This window comes from Latilactobacillus parasakei, assembly GCF_049674265.1.
Taxonomy (GTDB): Bacteria; Bacillota; Bacilli; order Lactobacillales; family Lactobacillaceae; genus Latilactobacillus; species Latilactobacillus sakei.
Map to the genome: position 1 here is coordinate 682499 of NZ_CP186861.1, position 21686 is coordinate 704184.

The 21686-nt window shown below is 41.6% G+C and carries 17 protein-coding genes; 2 read left to right on the forward strand and 15 right to left on the reverse strand.

The genetic code is table 11. The features are described 5' to 3' along the window. Window positions 1–4: 4 nt before the first annotated feature. Complete coding sequence (locus ACPBEH_RS03570; RefSeq protein ID WP_424349753.1) at window positions 5–1144, reverse strand: NAD(P)-dependent malic enzyme; 1140 nt, start codon at window positions 1142–1144, stop codon at window positions 5–7. A gap of 164 nt (window positions 1145–1308) precedes the next feature. Between ACPBEH_RS03570 and ACPBEH_RS03575 the strand changes: the two genes are divergently transcribed. Continuing rightward, window positions 1309–2256: a sugar-binding transcriptional regulator gene (locus ACPBEH_RS03575; RefSeq protein ID WP_424349754.1), complete on the forward strand. Its 948-nt coding sequence runs from the start codon at window positions 1309–1311 to the stop codon at window positions 2254–2256. Window positions 2257–2307: 51 nt separating this feature from the next. Here ACPBEH_RS03575 and ACPBEH_RS03580 read toward each other — a convergent pair whose 3' ends face one another. The 14 genes from ACPBEH_RS03580 to ACPBEH_RS03645 all read right to left on the reverse strand — a co-directional run bounded on the left by ACPBEH_RS03580 (window position 2308) and on the right by ACPBEH_RS03645 (window position 21071). Continuing rightward, on the reverse strand, window positions 2308–3087 hold the full coding sequence (locus tag ACPBEH_RS03580) for an alpha/beta fold hydrolase (RefSeq protein WP_424349755.1): 780 nt from the start codon (window positions 3085–3087) through the stop codon (window positions 2308–2310). After that, window positions 3084–4610: a signal recognition particle-docking protein FtsY gene (gene ftsY, locus ACPBEH_RS03585; RefSeq protein WP_424349756.1), complete on the reverse strand. Its 1527-nt coding sequence runs from the start codon at window positions 4608–4610 to the stop codon at window positions 3084–3086. Before ftsY ends, ACPBEH_RS03580 begins: the two co-directional genes overlap by 4 nt. A 10-nt stretch (window positions 4611–4620) precedes the next feature. Beyond that, a complete protein-coding gene (smc, locus tag ACPBEH_RS03590; RefSeq protein WP_424349757.1) occupies window positions 4621–8181 on the reverse strand; it encodes a chromosome segregation protein SMC in 3561 nt (1186 codons plus the stop codon). Window positions 8182–8216: 35 nt separating this feature from the next. Beyond that, a complete protein-coding gene (rnc, locus tag ACPBEH_RS03595) occupies window positions 8217–8924 on the reverse strand; it encodes a ribonuclease III (protein WP_016264875.1) in 708 nt (235 codons plus the stop codon). 155 nt (window positions 8925–9079) lie between these two features. After that, a complete protein-coding gene (locus tag ACPBEH_RS03600) occupies window positions 9080–10042 on the reverse strand; it encodes an ABC transporter ATP-binding protein (protein WP_251933728.1) in 963 nt (320 codons plus the stop codon). Between the two features lie 28 nt (window positions 10043–10070). Then, window positions 10071–11096, reverse strand: coding sequence for an ABC transporter ATP-binding protein (locus tag ACPBEH_RS03605; protein WP_016264874.1), 1026 nt, complete (start codon window positions 11094–11096; stop codon window positions 10071–10073). 164 nt (window positions 11097–11260) lie between these two features. Continuing rightward, complete coding sequence (locus ACPBEH_RS03610; RefSeq protein ID WP_056936396.1) at window positions 11261–12274, reverse strand: ABC transporter permease; 1014 nt, start codon at window positions 12272–12274, stop codon at window positions 11261–11263. Further along, window positions 12275–13210, reverse strand: coding sequence for an oligopeptide ABC transporter permease (gene opp3b / locus ACPBEH_RS03615; protein ID WP_011374411.1), 936 nt, complete (start codon window positions 13208–13210; stop codon window positions 12275–12277). It abuts the gene before it with no gap. Between the two features lie 69 nt (window positions 13211–13279). Continuing rightward, on the reverse strand, window positions 13280–14926 hold the full coding sequence (locus tag ACPBEH_RS03620; protein ID WP_424349758.1) for a peptide ABC transporter substrate-binding protein: 1647 nt from the start codon (window positions 14924–14926) through the stop codon (window positions 13280–13282). A 302-nt stretch (window positions 14927–15228) separates the two neighbouring features. Then, window positions 15229–15471, reverse strand: coding sequence for an acyl carrier protein (acpP, locus tag ACPBEH_RS03625; RefSeq protein ID WP_011374409.1), 243 nt, complete (start codon window positions 15469–15471; stop codon window positions 15229–15231). A gap of 146 nt (window positions 15472–15617) precedes the next feature. Beyond that, window positions 15618–16631 (reverse strand): phosphate acyltransferase PlsX, encoded by a 1014-nt coding sequence (gene plsX / locus ACPBEH_RS03630; protein WP_424349759.1) that lies wholly within the window; start codon window positions 16629–16631, stop codon window positions 15618–15620. Between the two features lie 19 nt (window positions 16632–16650). Continuing rightward, entirely contained in the window at window positions 16651–18693 is a 2043-nt protein-coding gene (recG, locus tag ACPBEH_RS03635; protein WP_424349760.1) for an ATP-dependent DNA helicase RecG, read from the reverse strand. 281 nt (window positions 18694–18974) lie between these two features. Further along, entirely contained in the window at window positions 18975–20645 is a 1671-nt protein-coding gene (locus ACPBEH_RS03640; protein ID WP_424349761.1) for a DAK2 domain-containing protein, read from the reverse strand. Between the two features lie 63 nt (window positions 20646–20708). Then, complete coding sequence (locus tag ACPBEH_RS03645; RefSeq protein WP_016264868.1) at window positions 20709–21071, reverse strand: Asp23/Gls24 family envelope stress response protein; 363 nt, start codon at window positions 21069–21071, stop codon at window positions 20709–20711. Window positions 21072–21373: 302 nt separating this feature from the next. Here ACPBEH_RS03645 and rpmB point away from each other — a divergent pair, with 302 nt between their 5' ends. After that, window positions 21374–21559, forward strand: a complete 186-nt coding sequence (gene rpmB, locus ACPBEH_RS03650; protein ID WP_004265581.1) for a 50S ribosomal protein L28 — start codon at window positions 21374–21376, stop codon at window positions 21557–21559. Window positions 21560–21686: the final 127 nt, after the last annotated feature.

Sequence of the window (21686 nt, forward strand, 5' to 3'; positions counted from 1 at the left end):
ATCATTATTTATACTGCTTTACTGCTTCAACTACCGTTTCAACGACACCATCATCAAAGACACCAGGCACTATCTTTTCATTAGTTGGTGCTTTAATCATATTGGCTAATGCTTTTGCAATCTCGGCTTCCATACCAGTTTCAAAGTGGGTTACATGGTTCTCAAGTAAGCCCCTAAAGAGTCCTGGGAATGCTAGAATATTATTAACTTGATTTGGATAGGCTGAGCTCCCGGTTGCAATCACTGCAGCGCCCGCTTTTTGAGCTAATGCCGGATCAATTTCAGGAATTGGATTAGCTAATGCAAAAATAATGGGGGCAGTCGCCATTGATTTAACCATTGTTTCAGTTACGATTTCCCCAACTGATAACCCAATCAATGCATCTTGATCAACTAACGCTTCTGCTAGCGTATGCGCATCTGTGTTCGGTTGAACTGATTGAACAAACTTCAATTGATAATCATTTAGACTAGTACTTTGGTCACGAACCACACCTTTTTGATCAACTAGTGTAATGTTTTGAATGCCTACATTAGCCAATAACTTCGCTGTTGCTAATCCTGAAGCACCCGCGCCATTAACAACGACCTTTAAATCAGTCAATGATTTACCTACAACTTTAGCAGCGTTAATTAAGCCTGCCAATACAACAATCGCTGTTCCCTCTTGATCATCATGATATACTGGAATATCGAGCACTTGATTCAATTGATCCTCAATATCAAAACATCTAGGTGCCTTGATATCTTCCAAATGAATACCAGCGAAACTTTTACTGATATTCTTAATCGTTTGAACGAATTCTGGAACCGATGTTTGATCCAATGCAAGTGGAATCGCATCGACACCCGCTAATTCCTTATATAATAGTGCTTTTCCTTCAACAACTGGAAGCCCACCTTGGGGACCAATATCGCCCAATCCAAGTACAGCGGAACCATCCGTAATAATTGCAATTAATTTGCCACTAACCGTATATTGGCGGGCAAGTGAGGTATCTTGTTGAATTAATTTACTCAATCCAGCGACACCTGGTGTATATGCTTTGCCTAAATCTGTTCTGTTTTTCACAGGCAGTTCACCATGAATACTTAAAACGCCTGTATGCTTCTCGTGCAACGCTTTTATCTCATCAAGAGCCATTTGCATAACCTCCAATTTAAAATATTTTAAAAAAATAATATATTTTTAAAATATTTTAAATTAATAATACTTCTATTTGTTCATTTTGTAAATAGAAAGCGTTATATTTAATATGTAATATTTTTCATCTATCTTTTTTAACAAACTAATTCAAGGAGATTACTATGGCTGAACAAACAAATACTGATTTATTGATCAATATTGCGCAAGATTTCTACATCAATCAATTAACAATTGCTGACATTTCAACTAAATATCAAGTTAGTCGTTACAAAATTTCAAAATATTTAGATGAAGCATTAACTAAAAACATTGTTTCAATTACAATTAGGTCACCTTTTGCTCGCAATCAGGAGCTTGAAAAACAACTTGGGGTTAGCTATCCCGGCCACCACTTTTACGTACTTGCCAACACTGAAAAAAATAGCAATGATGCCGACCGCTTTTACGCCTTCGCAGCCCAAAATGTCCAAAGTCTCATCGAACCCTTAAAAATTATTGGGCTAAGTTGGGGAGACACTGTTTATAACGTTATCGAACGGTTTAAACCAACAACCAAGGAACAACTTATTTTCACGCAATTCATGGGTGAAAACGGTAAATACAACTCACTTGCCGGCTCAATGCGGATGGTTCAAAAAGCGGCCAATAAATATAATAGTCAATACTCAACATTAAACGCCCCCCTCTACATTCTTAATGATCAAGTTCGCCAATTACTAGCACTTGAACCTGCAATCCAACCAACCTTAACAACAGCACATCAAATGGACCTCATTCTAACTACTTTAGGAACAATGGAGTCCTTAGAATCGATTCCTAGTTGGCATGATAGTCTAGCCGCTTTATTCCCTAATATCAATGCAAAACAGGTTGTCGGGTTACTTTATGGCCGACCATTCGATCAATATGGTCACTTCTTAATCGATTCTAGTGCTGATAAAACTTTCGGTATTTCAACCGATGATATTCTCCAAGTCCCTATCCGAATTGCCGTTGTTAATAATAAGTTCAAGAGCTACGCTGTTGCTGCCGCATTACGTGGTAATTTCTTAACAGATGTTATTCTCGATGAACCTACAGCAACTAAAATTTTAGCGTCAAACGTTTAATGATAACCAAAAAGGCATCAAGACAAGTTAATCCTTGTCCTGATGCCTTTTTTAAGCTTTAATAAACGTTAATAGTACCTGATTAAACAAGCCAGATTGTTCAGCCATCACAATATGTCCGGCTTCTTCGATTATCTCAAAGTGACCATCGGCACCCATTTGAGCCACTGCTTCGGCAAATTCTGGATTAAAATAAGGACTTTTTTTACCTGCGATTACCAAATATGGCCGCGTACTCTGTCGAATAACATCTCGCCAATCCTGAAACGCATGATCCACTAATAACGGTAAATCAAGTTCTCTATCAAATGGTTGTTGCTGTTTAACGGCAGTTACTAATTCATTAGTCGCTGTATCAATCCTCCGATAGGTTGCACGACCAAAGTCTAATCTGAGTTGTATTGGAAAATTAGACCAATCTAAGTCCTTAAAACCATAATGCCAAGTTTCATCAGCAATCATCTTAGGTGACTGATCGACAACAACCACTTTAGCCAGTTGCTGATCAGAATAAAGTGACATATAAGCCCAGATACAAGCAGCCCCCATTGAATTACCCACTAAAATTGGTTTGTCTAACCCAAGCGTTGCAATTAATTCGGCAATATCTTTTGCCATTCGTGACATTCTTAATCCCTTTACCGTATGCTGTGCTAAACCTTGATTACGGACGTCTAGCTGAATAACTCGAAATTGACGAGCTTCAAAAAAATTTGCTTGTGCATGCCAAATTTCTTTGGAAGCGCCAAAACCCGCTAGGAAAACGATTGGTTGCCCTACACCAACATCTGAATAATCAAGTGATACTTTATCAGAAGTCATAAATTTCATTTAATCGCCTGACTAACATCCGTATCAATCTCACTTTGTGGGCCATCCCCGACAATAATGTCTTTGAATAAACCGTAAACAAAGCGGTTAGGATCGAATAATTGTAAGTCATTCATTTGTTCACCTAGACCAACCATCTTAACTGGTAAGTGTAACTCGGTCCGAACAGCAAGGACAATCCCACCTTTAGCGGAGCCGTCCAGTTTGGTTAACACAATTCCGGTGACGTCAGTGGTTGATTTAAATTGTTTAGCTTGAACCAAGGCATTTTGCCCAGTCGTTGCATCTAATACTAACAAGACCTCTTGAGGGGCGCTTGGGATTTCACGCGTAATCACGCGTTTCACCTTTTCAAGTTCCTTCATCAAGTTGACGTTATTTTGCAAACGACCAGCAGTATCAACTAATAAGACGTCGAAGTTTTCTTCTTTAGCCCGCTTAACGGCATCAAAAGCAACGGCGGCTGGATCACTGCCTGCTTTATTAGCGACCACTGGTACAGAAACGCGGCGGCCCCATTCTTGTAATTGTTCGATTGCACCCGCTCTAAATGTATCACCAGCGGCAAGCAAGACCTTCTTACCGGCTTTTTCTAGTTGGTGAGCAAACTTCCCGATTGAAGTTGTCTTGCCGGCACCATTGACGCCAACGAAAAGAAAGACTGTCAATTCACCTTCTGGGGCAAAATGTAATTCATTATCTTCTTGTTGTCCTTCTTGACCGTATAGATCGACTAATTTTTCAACAATCGCTTGTGAAACGGCTTCTGGTTTCTTAACGTTGCGTAACTTCACTTCTTCACGTAATTCGTCTGCAATTTTCATTGCTGTTTCATAACCAACATCGGCTTCGATTAACATTTCTTCAACGTCGTCAAAGAAAGATTCATCGACACTTCTGAAGTTAGCGAACAAGGCGTTCAACCGTTGTCCAAAAGTCTTCCGTGATTTTTCTAAACCTTGATCATATTTTTCAGTTTGAGCTGCTTGAACGGGTTCAGCTTCTACATCATCTGCCACCGTTGTTTCTTCCATAGCTGTTGATTCATCAGTAGCAACAACTGCCTCTTCAGGCGCAGCTGTTACTTCATGTTCAACAACTTCCGGTTCTGGCTCTGCTTCAACTGGTGTTGGTGTCTCTGCGATCACTGGTTCAGTTGGTTCTTCTTCGACTGGCACTTCTGGTGTTTCTGGTGTTTCTGGTGTTTCTGGTGTTTCTGGTGTTTCTGGTGTTTCTGGTGTTTCTGGTGTTTCTGGTGTTTCTGGTGTTTCTGGTGTTTCTGGTGTTTCTGGTGTTTCTGGTGTTTCTGGTGTTTCTGGTGTTTCTGGTGTTTCTGGTGTTTCTGGTGTTTCTGGTGTTTCTCCAGAATCGGCCTCGCCGGTTGAATCGTCAAGCTTTTCTGTCGATTTTTCAGCTGGATCGTCAGCTTCCTTTTCAGCAGTCGTTGCTTGTTCGTCGACTTTTTCCGGTTCTTTTTCTGGTTCTAGCGTGAATGCTTTTTTAATGCGATCAAATAATCCCATGTCTTACCTCCTAGGCGGTTTCGTGTTCTTCTAACGAGACGGATACGATCTTCGAGATGCCTGATTCTGCCATTGTTACCCCGTATAACCGGTTGGCTTGGGTCATGGTGCCCTTACGATGCGTAATAACGATAAACTGCGTCTCACTCTCATAACGCTTCATAAAACGACCGAAGCGATCGACATTGGCTTCATCCAATGACGCTTCCACTTCGTCCAAAATACAAAACGGTACGGGCCGCACTTTTAAAATGGCAAATAACAACGTAATCGCCGTTAATGCGCGCTCGCCACCTGATAACAGGCTAAGGCGTTGTAGTTTTTTGCCAGGTGGTTGTGCAATGATATCAATCCCACTGGTTAATAAAGCGGATGGGTCCGTCAAGGTTAATGACGCGTGCCCACCACCAAACATCATTGGGAAGATTTCTTCAAAGGCCGCTGCAGTTTGGTCGAACGTTTGCTTGAAACGCTTTTCAACTTCCGCATCCATTTCAGCCATTGACGCTAATAATTGTGACTTGGCATCCAATAAATCGGCATCTTGTTGCATTAAGAAATCGTAACGTTCCTTAACCCGTTGATAATCCTCAATAGCCGCTAAATTGACAGTCCCTAAATCAGCTAAGCCTAATTTCAAAAGTTTGAGTTTTGATTTCAATTGGTCATTCGTTAAATCGGAAGCTTGTAAAGCCGATTTAGCCGCTTCATAACTCAACTGATAATCTTCGCGCAATGTCGTTAAGCGTTGGTCAATATTAATCTTAACACGGTTTAAAGCAACCGCGTTTTGTTCTTGCTCAGCTAAAGAATTCCGCTGCAATTGATAAACACGCGTTGCGTTAGCTTGTAACGTTTGTTGCGTGGCCTTAAGCATTTCTCGTGCCGTCCGTTTTGTTGCCAATTCTGCAGTAAGTTTTTGGATCAGTGCTTTAGTAGTCTTCAGTTGCGTCCGCCGTTCTTTTTGCGTCATCGCATCTTCAGAATCAGCCTGTTTTAACGCTGCGAGTGCTTGTTGACTCGTTTCAAGTTGTTGCGTTAAATCGTTAGCCAATTGCGTGGCATCAGTAAGTTTTTCTTGTACATTTTTTTGTTCAGATTGCGCGACTGCCAACTTCGTTTCCAAAGCGGTTTGTTGTTGGCGAATCTGTTCTTGGCTCTGGTCAAAATGTTGCAATTGTTCGTTGGCCGCATCCAAGTCCGCTTTTAACTGCGTGAGTTGTGCTTCAATCTCGGTAGCTGCTACCTGTAATTCGCCTTGGCGTTTCAAATCTGCGTCGTAACTTTGTTGTTGTTGTTGGACTTGATAATCAGTCGCTTGTTGTTGGCGTTCGAATTGCGTAAGACGTTCGTTTAATAACGTCAACTCATTTTTTTGTGTTTGGTAATGCGTCTTAGCTGTTTCAAAGGCACCTTGTTGTTGTTCAAGTTGCGCCTGTTGCTCTGCCAAATCTTGGTGTAAAGCTTGTACCTTGGTTTGCTTTTGATCCAAGGCCAATTGCATTTTACTAATTTGTTGTTCCAAATCTGTTAATGTTTGCTTCCGTGCCAATAAACCACCATTATTTTGGCGATTATTATGGCCACCAGTCATTGAGCCCCCTGGACTTAAAATATCACCCGCTAAAGTGACGATTCGGTACCGATGCCCTGTCAGGCGGCCAATCTTAATTGCTTCTGTCAATTCAGTGGCGATAATTAAATTCCCCATCAAATGCATCATGACCGGGCTAACAGCATCGTCGAACTGAATTAAATCGCTCGCGATCCCGATAAAACCGGGTTCTGTTTGCAGTTGGTTCACCAAACTGCTTGGTAAAGTCCGGGGTTTCACGACATTATTTGGTAAAAAGGTGGCCCGACCTAGTCGATTACGTTTCAAATAATCGATTGCTTGTTGCGCCGTCTTTTCATCTGTCGTAACGATTTGTTGCAATTGGGCCCCTAATGCTAATTCAATCGCTTGTTGATAGTCGTTAGGCACTGTCATTAATTCAGCAACCGCACCCAGTAAACCGGGCAATTGTTGTTTTTGCTTCAAGACTGCTTTGACGCCTTGGTAAAAGCCGGCGTAATCATCGTTTAATTCAGCTAAACTGGCTTGTTTAGCTTTTGCCTTTTGTAAAATACCTGAGGCTTGGAACCAATTATTTTGTTCCGTTTGATATTGCTTTTGTGTCGCACTGATTTGTTGTTGTAATTGACTTAGTTGCGTTTCTAAAGCCGCGTAGTCTGTTGCTAATTGGGCAACTTGTGCTTCTTTAGCCGCTTTGTCAGCTTGCATTTGTGCCAATTGCGCACTCGTTTCACTGATTGAGCTATCTTGACGTGTCAATTGCGTCTTCGTTTGGAGCAACGCTTTTTCTAGATATTGTTGTTCGTTGCGGTTGGTTGTTTGGGCTTGCATCTGGTCGATATAGTCTTGGCGGATTTGTTCAATCTTCGCCTTTAATTCGGCCTCACTCCCTGATGCTTGTCGTTTCAAGGTTGCTAACTCATTTTTCAAGTCAGTTAATGTCGCCACTTTTTCTGTGTATGTTGCCTTGAGTGCAATTTGTTGCTGCTTAGCCGTTGTCGACTGCGTTTCTAACTGCGCGATTCGATCAACCAAGTTTTGGCGATTAGCGTCAGTATAGCTAGCCCGTTCCTTAGAAACATTTTCTTGACCCTGTAAATTTTCAGCCAAGCGACTCTTAACCAACAAGGTTTCATTGGCCGTTTCAATTTCTTGATCTAACGTTGCGACTTCCTGTTGGTTATCGGCCAACGCCGTATTAGTTTCTTGAATCTCACTTTCAATCTCGCCTAGTGCCTTAGCGAGTGTCTTAGCTTGCGCTTGATATTGGGTTTGATCTGCTGCTAATTGATCAATTTCAACGACCAACAATTGCTGATGTAAGGCGTTAAATTGCGCTTTTTGTTCCAAATAATCTTGCGCGATACTGCTTTGTTCTTTAAGCGGTTCAACTTGCCCCTTTAATTCGTAAACAATATCGGCAATCCGACTTAAATTTTCATCGGTTTGATCTAATTCTGCTTGGGCCTTTTTCTTTTGTTGTTTATATTTTAAAACACCGGCAGCTTCTTCAATAATATTGCGCCGATCCTCAGGTTTACTGTTAAAGATGGCTTCAACCCGACCTTGCGAAATAATTGAAAAAGATTCTCGCCCTAAGCCAGAATCCATAAATAAGTTGACGATATCCTTTAATCGACAACTTTTTTGATTTAAATAAAACTCACTATCACCGTTACGAAATAGGCGACGCGTTAACGTCACATTATCTAGTTCTTGATTTAAATAGTGGTCACTATTATCGAAATTCAACGTGACTTCGGCGCGGTTCATCTGAGGCCGTAAATCAGTACCGGCAAAAATAATATCGGGCATCTTTTCGCCACGCAAGCTCTTGGCCGATTGTTCGCCCATCGCCCAACGAATTGCTTCTGTGATATTACTCTTACCGCTCCCGTTCGGGCCGACAATGCCGGTTAAGCCGTCTGAAAAATTAATTTCTGTCTTATCAGCAAATGATTTAAAGCCTGATAAGACTAATGATTTTAACTGCATGCACTAAACTCCCTACACTAACTTGATAATCGCAATTATGCTTTAAGTTGTTCTAACGCTTTTTTAGCCGCTGCTTGTTCGGCAGCTTTCTTATTGCGACCCACACCAGAGCCTAATACCCGATCGCCAACTAACACATCCACTTCAAATTGACGGTCATGTGAAGGGCCAACTTCCGCTAACAATTGATAGTCGATTTCGATTTCGCCATCTTGTTGTAAGAATTCTTGTAAGTTCGTTTTGTAATCTGTTTGATCTGAGAATTCACCGGCTTCAATCTTGGGAAAAATGACTTGTGAAACAAAATCAACGACAGCGCCGCGACCTTGGTCTAAGAACAAAGCGCCATTGAAGGCTTCAAATAAATCTTCCAAAAGCGTTGCCCGGGCGCGGGCCCCATTTTTCTCTTCACCTTTCCCTAAGCGAATATAACGGTCAAAATGAGCTTCTTTTGAAAAGCTACTGAAACTCTTCGTGCAGACAATTGCTGCTCGTAAACGTGTTAACTTACCTTCTGGCCAGTCAGGATACTTTTTGTAGAGGTATTCTGAGACCGTAATTTCCATAACGGCATCGCCAAGAAATTCCAATCGTTCATTGTCCCGCAAGCCTAACTCGCGATGTTCATTAACGTAAGACGAATGTGTGAACGCTTCGTCCAAAAGTGCTAAATTATTAAATTCAATACCATAACGGGCGCGAAGCTCGCTGACTAGTGCTGCATCCAAAATTAAATACCCCATTTCAACTGATTAATCTTTCACTATTATACCGTTTATACGGCTAAAAAAACAGCGCCGAACGCCGGTATTCCGAATTAAAGGCGCATAAAAAAACGTCTGTTCTGAAATATTTATTTTAACACGCAAACAAATATTTCAAAATAGACGTTTCTCATTTAATTAGCTTGTTGCACAAGTGTCGCTAAAGCTGATTGGTAAGACGCAACTTCTGCTTCAGTCGCATAAACATAGTGTTCAGGAGCGACTTCTCGTAATTGGCGATCACCATCGTCACTTTCAATTGAACTATCGTAAGGCATCCGGCGACGTTGGCGTTCAACCTTAGGATCAGGCAACGGCACAGCCGATAATAGGCTTTGCGTATACGGATGGAGTGGGCGATCATAAATATCGTCCGCTGATGCCAATTCCATAATCTTACCGTTATGCATGACTGCGATGCGATCACTAATGTATTTCACCATCGATAAATCATGGGCGATAAAGAGATACGTGAGGTTTTGTTGTTCCTGAATCTCTTTCATCAAGTTGACAACTTGCGCCTGAATCGACACATCCAAAGCTGAGATTGGTTCATCAGCAATGATAAATTTGGGTTTAACGGCTAAAGCGCGGGCAATTCCAATCCGTTGCCGTTGCCCACCAGAGAATTCATGTGGGTAACGCGTTGCGTGATCCTTATTGAGTCCGACTAAATCGAGCAATTCATTGACGCGCGCATCACTTTCGGCTTCATTTTTGACCAAATGATGAATGTGCAATCCTTCAGCAATGATATCTTTGACCTTCATCCGCGGATTAAGTGACGCGTATGGATCTTGGAAAATCATTTGAATTTCTTTGCGGAATTCCTTCATCTGGCGACTGTGTTCCTTGATTTTACTGATATCTTGCCCATCAAAATTAATTTCACCACTAGTTGGGCTGTAAAGCCGGATAATACTGCGACCAGTCGTACTTTTACCCGAACCAGACTCGCCAACTAACCCGAATGTTTCACCTTCGTAAATCTCGAAGGAAATATCATCGATGGCCTTCACTTCGGATTTTTTGCCCGGGTTAAAGTATTGTTTTAAATGTTTGACTTCAACTAAGACTTTACGTTGCTGTTTATCCATCTGACAGGCCTACTTTCTTGTTTATAATTTAAAGAACGTTATGTTTTTTCATCAAAGCTTGGATTGCTGCTGGCGGTTCAACCGCTGGTGCATCTGGATGCAATAACCAAGTTGCCGCAAAATGCGTTTTGGAAACTTCAAAGAATGGCGGTTCTTCTTCCACATCGATTTGCAGTGCGTACGGATTCCGAGGTGCAAAAGCATCACCTTTAGGTGGGTCCAACAAATCTGGTGGTGTCCCCGGAATCGCCTCTAACTTGCCCGCCGTTTCGAGTGTGGGCATCGAATTTAATAAGCCCCAAGTATATGGATGTTTGGGTTCATAAAAGACTTCGTCCACCAAACCGTATTCGATAATCTTGCCGGCATACATCACCGCTACTCGATCCGCAATCCCGGCCACAACGCCTAAATCATGGGTGATAAAGATGATTGACGTTTCAATTTTGCGTTGTAGTTCCTTCATCAAGTCGATGATTTGCGCTTGCACCGTTACATCTAAGGCAGTTGTTGGTTCATCCGCAATCAAAATTTGCGGATAATCAACAATCGCAATCGCAATCACAATCCGTTGCCGCTGCCCACCAGAAAATTGGTGCGGATAATCTTTCATCCGTTCTTTGGCGTTCGGAATACCGACTAATTCTAACACGGTTTGTGCCCGTTTCATCGCATCTTCTTTGTTCATCGTTTTGTGAACCAATAAGGGTTCCGCCACTTGCTTGCCGATTGTCATGGTTGGGTCAAGCGACGTCATCGGATCTTGGAAGATCATCGAGATATCGCTCCCGCGAATCGCATCCATTTCACGTTCTGGTTTTTTCAATAAATCATCGCCATGATACATGACGGTCCCGGCTTTAACGTGGGCGTTACTGGCCAGCAACCCCATAACACTGCGCACGGTTACCGATTTACCTGAACCAGATTCGCCAACAATCGCTAGCGTTTCCCCTTTTTTAAGGTTAAAACTAACATCCCGAATTGCGTGGACGTCACCTGCATAGGTCTTAAAATCAATACTTAAATGATTAACTTCTAAAATATTTGCCATTTGACGACCTCCAACTATGAGACCGCGAACGGTCTTTTTTCGTAATTTGAAACGTGCTTTCAAAAGCATATTCCTGCGGTTAGCGACACAAGTCAAACGATTGCTTGCAGCAATCATTCGTCTCGCTATGCTGATTCTCAGAATATAATCGCTTTTGACACACTTTATGATTTTGGATCAAATGCGTCTCTTAGGCCATCTGCTAGTAAGTTGACGGCAATCATGATGACACATAAGACTGCTGCTGGGTACCACATTTGATAGGGTAAGAACCGGAAGGCTTTTTGCCCATCAGATAATAAAGTCCCTAGCGATGCATTAGGTGCGGGAATCCCAATCCCAATAAAACTTAAGAATGCTTCGAAGAAGATCGCACTCGGAATGGTAAACATCGTTTGAATAATAATCGTTGACGATAAGTTAGGTACTAAATGTTTCATCGCAATCTTGAACGGTGTCTCCCCTAACGTTCTAGCAGCGAGCACAAATTCTTGCTCCTTTAGTTGGAAGGTCTGCGCCCGAATCAGTCGGGCCATCGTAATCCAGCCAGTAAAACCGATCGCAATGACGATTGATAAAAGTCCTGGTCGTAGAATTAACATCATCAGCACCACAACAATTAAGTTGGGAATTGATGAGATAATTTCAATAAACCGTTGCATGAACGTATCAATCCGACCGCCCCGCCAACCGGAAATAATCCCGTATGGAATCCCGATCAACAAATCAACGAGCGTCGCTAGGACCCCGATTAATAATGATAAACGGGTCCCATAAAGAATTCGTGAGAATAAATCCCGGCCGAGGTAATCAGTCCCTAAAATGAAATACTTGCCTTTAGGAACACCAGCTTGTTGATATTTATCAACTTTAACACCGGAAACGTCCATCTCACCCTTAAATCCCGGGATTTGACCGTCACCAATTTTAGGTGGGAGGTTGGCATACGCTACGTTTTGCGTATTGGGATTGTGCGGTGCAATCACGGGCGCCAATGCAGCCGCGATGATGATGATCAACAATACGAATAGTGAGACCACCGCCACCTTATTTTGCTTCAAGCGCCGAATTGCGTCTTGCATAAACGTTAATGAGGGTGCACTAATTTTTTCTTGTTCTTCATGTGTATCTTTATTAAGTGGTTTAAAAGATCCTGCTGTTAGCTTCGCATCTGCCATTTAACGTGCCCCCTGACCGTCGCTTAATCGAATACGAGGATCGATAATCCCGTATAAAATATCAACGACTAAAATAATAACGGTTAATAAGAATGAGTAGAAAATCGTCAAGCCCATGATGGTTGGATAATCATTGGTCATGATTGATTTAACAAATTGTTCCCCAATACCGGGAATTGAGAAGATATTTTCAACAACCAATGAACCAGTCATTAAGTTGACCGCCATTGGACCGATGATTGTCACAACCGGAATCATCGAATTACGAAGCGCATGTTTGGCAACCGTTTGCCATTTAGAGTTCCCCTTGGCCTTAGCCAATTCGATGTAATCACTACTTAAGACATCGACCATTTCAGTCCGCATGAAGCGGGCTGTATTAGCTAATGGCGCTACTGCTAGCGCTAACGACGGTAGGATACTAGATGACCAGCCATCCCATAAGGCGATTGGGAACATTTGTAATTTGAAGGCTAAGAAGAATTGGAGTAAAACGGCTAAGACGAAGTTGGGAATCGAAATTCCTAGGATTGAAAAGAACGTCGCCACGCCATCCACCCAAGTATTCTTGCGAATTGCCGCGACTGCCCCTAATAAGACCCCTAAAACGGACCCTAAAAGCATGGCTTGGGCCCCGATTTGAAGTGAGGGTCCTAAACGCGTCATGATGAGGTTGGCAACCGGTTGATTATTAAATTGGAAAGACGTCCCAAAATCACCGTGCAACAAACCACCTAGATAAATAATATATTGCTGGAACAGCGGCTTATTCAAACCGTATTGTTCGTTCATAATTCTTAATTGATCAGCGCTCATCTTTTGTTGATTCGTATATGGCGTCCCAGGCATCAGTTTCATCATGAAGAACGTCACAGAAGCGACAATGAATAGCGTTAATACTAGGTAAAAAATCCGTTTAATCAAATATTTACTCATAAGTTCGCTCCTAACAAAAACGGGCTTCATTGTTTTTCAACGCCGAAACCCATCTTTTATAAAGTCAGTTTATTTTTTTAAATAAAGTGAGACATTATTGTAACTTCCAGAAGGGCCGTAATCTAACCCTTTGACGCTTGAGTTAGTGAGGTACGCACGTCCTGCTTGATACAATGGAATGACACCAGATTCTTTATTCATAATATCTTGGGCTTTGATGAGATTTTGCCATCTTGCTTTGTCGTTATTGGCATTTTCTGTTTTACTTGCTTTGATTTGAGCATCGAATTCAGGATTACTCCACTTACCGTTATTGTTGTCACCACCAGTCACGAATAAGTCTAAGAATGTAATTGGGTCTGGGAAATCAGCATTCCAAGCACTGACAACCATGTCGAAATCACCGTTATCCGAACGTGTTAAACGTGTCTTAAATGGTACGTTGGCAAGTGTCACCTTCAAACCAGGTAAGTTCTTTTCAAGCGTATCTTGAAGATATTCTGCTTGTTTCTTAGCAGTATCCGTATCATCACCTAATAATGTGTAGTTAAACGTCTTACCCGTTTGACCGGTTTCAGCTAATCCTTCCTTCCAAAGCTTCGTTGCTTCTTTAGGATTATATGTTGCATGTTTTTTACCCTCAGCGCTTAATTCACTCGTGAAATCTTTTTTAGTCGTTGGGTCAAAACTCATGCCTTTTGGCGTTAATGAAGCTACTGGTGCAGAACCGTCACCTAACACTTGGTTAACCAACTCTTTACGGTTAATCGTCATTGAGATTGCCTGTCTGATCTTGGCATTCTTGAAGATTGGGTTCTTAGCTTGGTTAACTTGCATATAGAATGTAGCAGCTTGTTGTTGTGTTGAATAATGAGAATCATTCTTCATTTGTTTAGCAGTATCGCCACTGATATTTGTGCGATCAAGCTTATTACTTTGGAATAAGTTCAAAGCAGTTGAAGGATCTTTAACCACTTGGTATTTCAAAGTTTTCACTTTAACAGCTTTAGCATTCCAGTAGTTAGTATTTTTAACTTCTTTCCAAGCACTATCTGGGCCGTTCCAACCAGATAACTTGTAAGGGCCGTTGAAGACTAATGTCTTAGCATTTGTCCCATAACTCTTACCGGCTTTCTTAACAGCATCTGGATAAACTGGGAAGAATGTTGAACTGGTCATTAATTGACTGAAGTATGGAATTGGTTTTTCTAAAGTAACTTGTAATGTGTGTTTATCTTTGGCAACTACCCCTAATGAACTAACGGGTTGTTTACCTGAAGTGATGGCTGCTGCATTTTCAATACCTTCATAAATGTAAGCATATTGTGAGCCAACTTTTGGATCGACAACTCGGCGCCATGCATAGACGAAATCTTCCGCTGTCACGGCCTTGCCGTTACTCCATTTTGCATCTTTACGTAATGGGAAAGTATATGTTAACCCATTATTAGTTGGTTTAACCACTTTCGTCGCAATCGCTGGTTTAATAGTCTTACCTTCATAACGGTAAAGACCTTCCATTGTGTCCGTTAACGCCTGCGCCCCAATCACGTCGGTGTTCAATGCAGGATCCATCGTTGAAATCACATCGGTTGTTGAAAAACTAACCGTATCTGTTGAACCTGCATTCTTGCTACCTGAGGAACCACACGCTGCCAATAATAATGTTATCGCCACCGTCGTTACACCTAATACTAAACCCTTTTCTCGTCTCATGTGGACACTCCCTTCAGTTGTTAAAAATAATCATACCTGATTGAAAATGAAAAGTAAATAATAAAGATTAAAATATTCTAATTTAATTTAGTTGAATTATCAACGTCCGTGATTATAAAATTAGAATCTCTCATAAATAATAACGATTATTATGTGAAAACACTCATTTTTAACCAGCCATTTTTAACACCTAAAGAATTCACGCCTTTAATCATAGCGCTCTTTTGGAGCTTCGAAAAGTTATCCGCCTTATTTTTGGATAAAAAAATAGACCGTGAATTATCACGGTCCAATTGACTACTTTATTTGGTCTTCGCTTTAATGTATGCAACGGCATCTGCCACTGTTGCGATTTTTTCAGCTTCTTCATCTGGAATCTCGGCACCAAACGTGTCTTCCAATTCTAAGACGAACTCAACAATATCAATTGAATCAGCATCAAGATCTGCCTTAAAGTTCAATTCATTTGTGACCTGGTCTTGGGTCAATTCAAATCGGTCAGCAATAATTGCTGCAATCTTATCAAAGATTTCTTGTTCACTCATGTTAAAAACCTCCAAATTGAAACACTTTCGCACCTAATTATTTTGGGTATCCAGTGATTATACATAACTTCCACGTTTCTTTCAAGCAATCGATTTTATGCCTGCGAAAGTCATTGTAACGCCTTTGAAAGACATTGTCTAGCTATTTAATTAGAATTCTTTTGCGCAGCTTGGTCACTAAAATAATCAATGACTTTTTGAACCGTTTGATTAGCTAACATCGCATGAATTTGTTTAACCGTATAGTAAACCGTGCGTGCATCGGCAGCCCCGTGTGCCTTGATAACTGGTGCTTTTAAGCCAAGTAAAACAGCACCGCCATAAACAGATGTATCAAATTTTTCCTTGATACCACCGACACTACTTTTTAATAATAGCCCACCAATTTTTTCTTTAACCCCAGCATCCATAATCGCATGTTTCACTTGTGACATGACGATTGTGGCAGTGCCTTCGATTGCTTTTAACGTTGCATTGCCAGTAAAGCCATCCGTCACAACAACGTCGGCAACACCTTTTAACAAATCATTAGCTTCAACGTTCCCGACAAAGTTCAAATCTGCATCATCCGCTAAGAGTTGATACGTTGCCTTATGCAATTCATCACCCTTGGTCGCTTCTGTCCCATTATTTAACAAAGCAATTCGTGGATTTTCAATGCCTCGAACGTCTTTCGCATAGAAATTACCCATTAAACCGTATTGATGCAAGTGTTCTGGCTTAGCTTCGGCATTAGCGCCAACGTCTAACATATTGAACCCTTCATCAGAATTAATCGATGGTAAAGTTGGCATTAAACCTGGGCGATCAATTCCTTTTACCCGACCAATAATAAATAAACCGGCTGCTAACAAGGCCCCTGTATTCCCTAATGAGAAGAGTGCATCTGCTTGGCCATCTTTAACTGCTTGAGCCGCTAAAACCATTGAGGCCTGCTTCTTACGGCGAATAGCGCGGACTGGTTCATCATCACTCGCAATTTTTTCTGTGGTATGCACGATTGTTAAACGCGTCATATCATCGATTAAGGGTTCAATCTGTGCTCGATCACCGTATAGAATAAAATCTAAGTCCGTAAATTCTGAACGGGCTTGTAAAACCCCTTCGATTACTGATTGAGGCGCGAAATCGCCGCCCATTGCATCAACTGCTACTTTCATGCTATTTCCTCTTCTTTCGTTAATCTAATGTTTGATAGTTTTGTTTTTGTTGTGCGAGATACGCTTTTAAAGGCGCATATAACGGTTGGCTAAAAGTAGGATCAACCGTGAAGATTTTTTGTACTTCTTGCTGTGCGACCTGTAAACTGGCAAAATCAGCAACTGGATCACCCACCTTGAAGACTGGCAATCCCGATTGCCGATCGCCAAAGACCTCACCAGGGCCTCGTAATTCTAAATCTTTTTGCGCGACGACAAAGCCATTGGTCGTTTCGGTCATGATCGTCATTCGATCTACACCTTGTTGATTCTTAGGATCAGCAATCAATAGACAATAGGCCTTTTTCTTGCCCCGACCAACTCGACCACGCAATTGATGAAGTTGGGCTAACCCAAACCGGTCAGCATCAAAAATCATCATCACGGTCGCATTAGGCACATCGACCCCGACTTCAACAACGGTCGTTGAAACCAGTAGTTGAATCTCGTTATTTGAAAAAGCCGTCATAATCCGGTTTTTCTCGTCATCCTTCAACTTACCGTGTAATAGCGCCACATGGTACTGCGGCTCAAACCGCTCCGCCAAAGTTGCGTAGATTTCTTCCGCATTTTTGAGATCCATTTGTTCCGATTCTGCAATTAACGGCGTAATCGCAAAAACTTGCGAGTTGTCAGCCAATTGTTTTTGGACAAACGAGAGCGCTTGTTCAACTTGATTACTACGCACCCAACTGGTTTCAATCGGAATCCGACCTTTAGGTAATTCATCGATAGTCGAAACGTCCATTTCACCATAGGCGGTAATTGCCAAGGTCCGCGGAATCGGTGTCGCTGTCATTGCCAGCATATCAGGCTGCAAACCTTTTTCACGTAGCACGCGCCGTTGATTGACCCCAAATCGATGTTGTTCATCGATGACGGCAAAGCCTAACTTGTGGTAAACCACGGCATCTTGAATAAGTGCGTGCGTGCCGACAATGATATTGATCCGACCGGATTCAATATCCGCCAACAACGTCCGTCTCTCCTTGGCCGTTGTCGAACCAGTTAGTAACCCAACCGTCACATTCATTGGTGCATAAAGCTTTTGTAGGCTCTGATAATGTTGTTCCGCCAAAATTTCAGTGGGGACCATCAAGGCCGCTTGGAAACCGGCCGTCACTGCAGCAAACATTGCAATCGCCGCGACAATCGTTTTCCCAGACCCAACATCCCCTTGTAAAAGACGGTTCATATGCGCCGGTGCCTTGAGGTCTAAACAAATTTCGTTGACCACCCGCTTTTGGGCATCCGTTAAATCAAACGGTAACGTCTTGATAAATTCCTTGAGGGCTGCGTTTTGATAAGGTAATGCTAACCCATTTTCAACATGCCGATCTGCTTGTTTAATCGCCTGCAACTGCAGCTGGTACAAGAAGAATTCATGGAAAATAGCGGTGCGTCGCGCCTGCTTTGCTTCTGGATAGCTTTCCGGAAAATGCATGCCAGCAATCAGTTCCACTTCAGAAACTAATTTATACCGCTCGCGGATATCAGTCGGAATCAAATCCGGAATGACATTGCGATAATTATCAAATGCTTCGCGGATTAATTTCACGAGCGTGCCTTGACGCACGTTTTTATTGGTTGAATAAATCGCCGCAAACGAAGGATTATCAGCCGATTGAACCGCTAAAACCTTCATCCCCGTTAAACTATTCCGTCTAGCATCCCATTTACCATAAACAGCAATATCAACACCGGCTTCAAATTTATCCTTCAAGTAGGGTTGATTAAAAAAAGTCACCATAATGACATCATGATTAATCAATAACCGGACGTTTAGCCGTGTCTTACCCGGTCCCCAACGACTGACGACTGGATCAGCAACGACTGTTCCTTTTAAGGTGACCTTTTCCTGATCGACCGCTTCCGAGAGATCCTTAACCTTCAAATCCTCGTAACGAAACGGAAAATAATACAATAGATCACTGATTGTTGCGATTCCTAATTGATTGAGGGCTGTCAAACGCTTCGGGCCAACACCCGTTAAAACAGTCACAGAATCCGTTAAACTTAACACTGACAGCACCTCCTTTTTTTGATGAATTTAACGTGCTTTTCAAACCATCCTTTTGCGGGACGTAGCTAGTCCTCAAAGAATAACCGGTTTGAACGCACTTCTTTTTTAACGTGCTTTTTGAAACTGACTCTTGCGCTTAACAACATTTTTCAAATCAGCGATTGCATCGCCAATTCGCCAAATTAAGTTAATGCTCAGAGTCAAACCGTTTCAAACACACTTCTACTAAAAAACAGGAATCAGGTATTTTTAATAGCCCCATTCCTGTTTTATTTGATTAATTATTCAACTGAAATTAAATATGGATAAACAGGTTGGTCACCTTCGTGAATTTCAACTTCCAATTCATCGTCTTGGGCCATAATGGCATCACTAATGGCTTCAGCTTCTGTCATATCACCGTCTTCACCAACGATAATTGTGACAATTTCACTGTCTTCATCCAACATAGTTTGAACCATTTCGATAGCAGCCGTTTGACGATCAGCAGTTGAGACCTTAATCTTACCGTCGATAATCCCCATGTAATCGTCTTTTTTAATTTCAAGACCATCAAGCGTTGTATCGCGAATGGCTTGTGTCACTTGACCACTAATCACCGTATCAAGTGCTTCAGTCATTGCTGCTTGGTTAGCTTGCAATTCTGCAGAAGGGTCAAATGACAAGAGAGCTGTCATCCCTTGTGCGATTGTCCGACTTTGAACAATTTCAACCGGAATTTCAGCAACTTCGGCAGCTTGTTCAGCCGCTAAGAAGATGTTTTTATTATTTGGTAATAAAATAACTTTCTTCGCGTTAGCTGCTTGAATGGCATCCAAAATATCTTGTGTACTTGGATTCATTGTTTGACCACCACTTAGAATATAAGTAGCCCCTAAACTTCTAAAGAGTTCTGCCACACCAGCACCAGCTGAAATCGCAATAATCCCAGTATCAACTGGTTCTGCTTGAACGGGGGCTGCTGCTTGTTGATCATTTTCAACAATTGTATCATGTTGCAAACGCATGTTATCCACTTTAATCTTCATCAATGAACCAAAATGTTGGCCATAAGCCATCACTGTTCCTGGATGTTCTGTATGGACATGGACTTTAACCACTTCATCGTCGGCAACGACTAATAATGAGTCGCCAATACCGTCTAAATGGTTTCTGAATTCATCATAGTCAAATTCGCGATCAACAGTGGTGCCGTCGCCAAGTGCGACCATGATTTCTGTACAGTAACCATTTTCGATTTCTTCAGTTCCCATTTGTGCTGTTTGGTGATGGTTAGCGTTAACCATTTCATCCATTTCAGCTTCATCGGGTGTGTAAAGGTCCTTGGCAGGTGCTTGACCTGTTAAGCCTTCTAAGAAACCTTCATAAATGAAAACTAAGCCTTGACCACCAGAATCGACAACGCCGACTTCTTTTAAGACGGGCAATAGTTCAGGGGTCTTCAATAAAGCCTTCTTAGAACCTTCAACGACCGCTTCAACAACTGCACCAATATCATCTGTTTGTGCAGCAACTTTGGCACCCGCTTTAGCACCTTCACGCGCAACTGTTAAAATCGTCCCTTCAACGGGTTTCATAACCGCTTTGTACGCTGTTTGAACGCCACTTGTAAAAGCATCTGCTAAATCTTGGGCCGTTAAACTTGTTTTTTCTTCCATACTCTTTGAAAAGCCACGGAAGATTTGTGAACTAATCACACCAGAATTACCGCGGGCACCCATTAATAGGCCCTTTGCTAAACTCTTTGATAATTCACCAACTGCTTGCGCATTATTTTCATTAACCGCCTTAGCACCACTTTGAAAAGTTAAACTCATATTAGTTCCTGTATCCCCATCAGGTACTGGGAAAACGTTTAATGAATTCACAAATTCTGCATTTTTAGTTAAGCGATGTGCAGCAACCCGCATCATTGCTTGAAACTCGGTTGCTGTAATTTCAGTAACTTTCACGAATGTTCCTCCTCGAACGAAAACAAATAGAACTGGCTTTAACCACCAGCTCCGCTCATTATTTTAGTCTTCTAATACACGTACACCTTGAACATAAACATTAACTGAGTTTGCACTAACACCCAACATTGTTTCAAGATTATATTTCACTTTACTTTGAACATTACGGCAAACTTCTGAGATCTTAATGCCATAACCACAAATAATATAAACGTCGATTGCCACGCCATTTTCTTCTTGACGAACAACAACGCCCCGATTGTAATTTTCACGATTTAAAATTTCATTTAAATTGTCACGAATTTGATTCTTGCTTGCCATACCAACGATGCCATAAATATCAGTTGCAGCACCGCCAACGACAGTGGCAATCACATTATTCGTAATATCGATATCGCCGTATTGGGTCTTAATTTTAACAGCCATTAAAATAGCCTCCTTGTGACATACTTAATGTTATTTTAGCATAGCTCCGATAACTTTCAAAGTACTTTAACGAACCTGTATTGCTTAGTATAACGCATGCTTTTATTAGATACTACCCTTAAAAAATGACCTGTCAAGTAATTTTCCTTGTAAGAGTTCTTGCATTAGCTCAACTATTATGGTAAATTGTTTAAGTGAATTGTGTAAGCCGGTGTGCATGCATGCAACTATTAAGACTAACTGAATCATATTATGTTTCTCGTTAATTCTTCTACCGGCTTTACTAAAAGGAGGAATAGACCATGGCAAAAGACGTTATTACCGGCCGTAAAACATCATTTGGCAACAAGCGTTCACACGCTTTGAACGCATCTCGTCGTTCTTGGAAGCCAAATTTACAAAAAGTACGTATCTTAGTTGATGGCAAACCTAAACGTGTTTGGGTTTCTGCTCGTGCTTTGAAATCAGGCAAAGTTACTCGTGTTTAATTTCGTTTCTTAGATTGTCTTCGGACAATCTATTTTTTTGCGCAAAAACAGAGTGCGTTGCCAGTGATTAGCTTTTGAGCATTTGCCTAACTTGGCGAATTGGCGACGAAATCGCCGGTTTGACAAG

Coding starts and splice junctions, on each gene's coding strand:
- ACPBEH_RS03620 (WP_424349758.1), bottom strand. CDS start 14,926: ATGAGACGAGAAAAGGGTTTAGTATTAGGTGTAACGACGGTGGCGATA.
- ACPBEH_RS03610 (WP_056936396.1), bottom strand. CDS start 12,274: ATGGCAGATGCGAAGCTAACAGCAGGATCTTTTAAACCACTTAATAAA.
- ACPBEH_RS03605 (WP_016264874.1), bottom strand. CDS start 11,096: ATGGCAAATATTTTAGAAGTTAATCATTTAAGTATTGATTTTAAGACC.
- ACPBEH_RS03600 (WP_251933728.1), bottom strand. CDS start 10,042: ATGGATAAACAGCAACGTAAAGTCTTAGTTGAAGTCAAACATTTAAAA.
- acpP (WP_011374409.1), bottom strand. CDS start 15,471: ATGAGTGAACAAGAAATCTTTGATAAGATTGCAGCAATTATTGCTGAC.
- rpmB (WP_004265581.1), top strand. CDS start 21,374: ATGGCAAAAGACGTTATTACCGGCCGTAAAACATCATTTGGCAACAAG.
- ACPBEH_RS03570 (WP_424349753.1), bottom strand. CDS start 1,144: ATGGCTCTTGATGAGATAAAAGCGTTGCACGAGAAGCATACAGGCGTT.
- ftsY (WP_424349756.1), bottom strand. CDS start 4,610: ATGGGATTATTTGATCGCATTAAAAAAGCATTCACGCTAGAACCAGAA.
- ACPBEH_RS03645 (WP_016264868.1), bottom strand. CDS start 21,071: ATGGCTGTTAAAATTAAGACCCAATACGGCGATATCGATATTACGAAT.
- rnc (WP_016264875.1), bottom strand. CDS start 8,924: ATGGGGTATTTAATTTTGGATGCAGCACTAGTCAGCGAGCTTCGCGCC.
- ACPBEH_RS03580 (WP_424349755.1), bottom strand. CDS start 3,087: ATGAAATTTATGACTTCTGATAAAGTATCACTTGATTATTCAGATGTT.
- opp3b (WP_011374411.1), bottom strand. CDS start 13,210: ATGAGTAAATATTTGATTAAACGGATTTTTTACCTAGTATTAACGCTA.
- plsX (WP_424349759.1), bottom strand. CDS start 16,631: ATGAAAGTAGCAGTTGATGCAATGGGCGGCGATTTCGCGCCTCAATCA.
- smc (WP_424349757.1), bottom strand. CDS start 8,181: ATGCAGTTAAAATCATTAGTCTTATCAGGCTTTAAATCATTTGCTGAT.
- ACPBEH_RS03575 (WP_424349754.1), top strand. CDS start 1,309: ATGGCTGAACAAACAAATACTGATTTATTGATCAATATTGCGCAAGAT.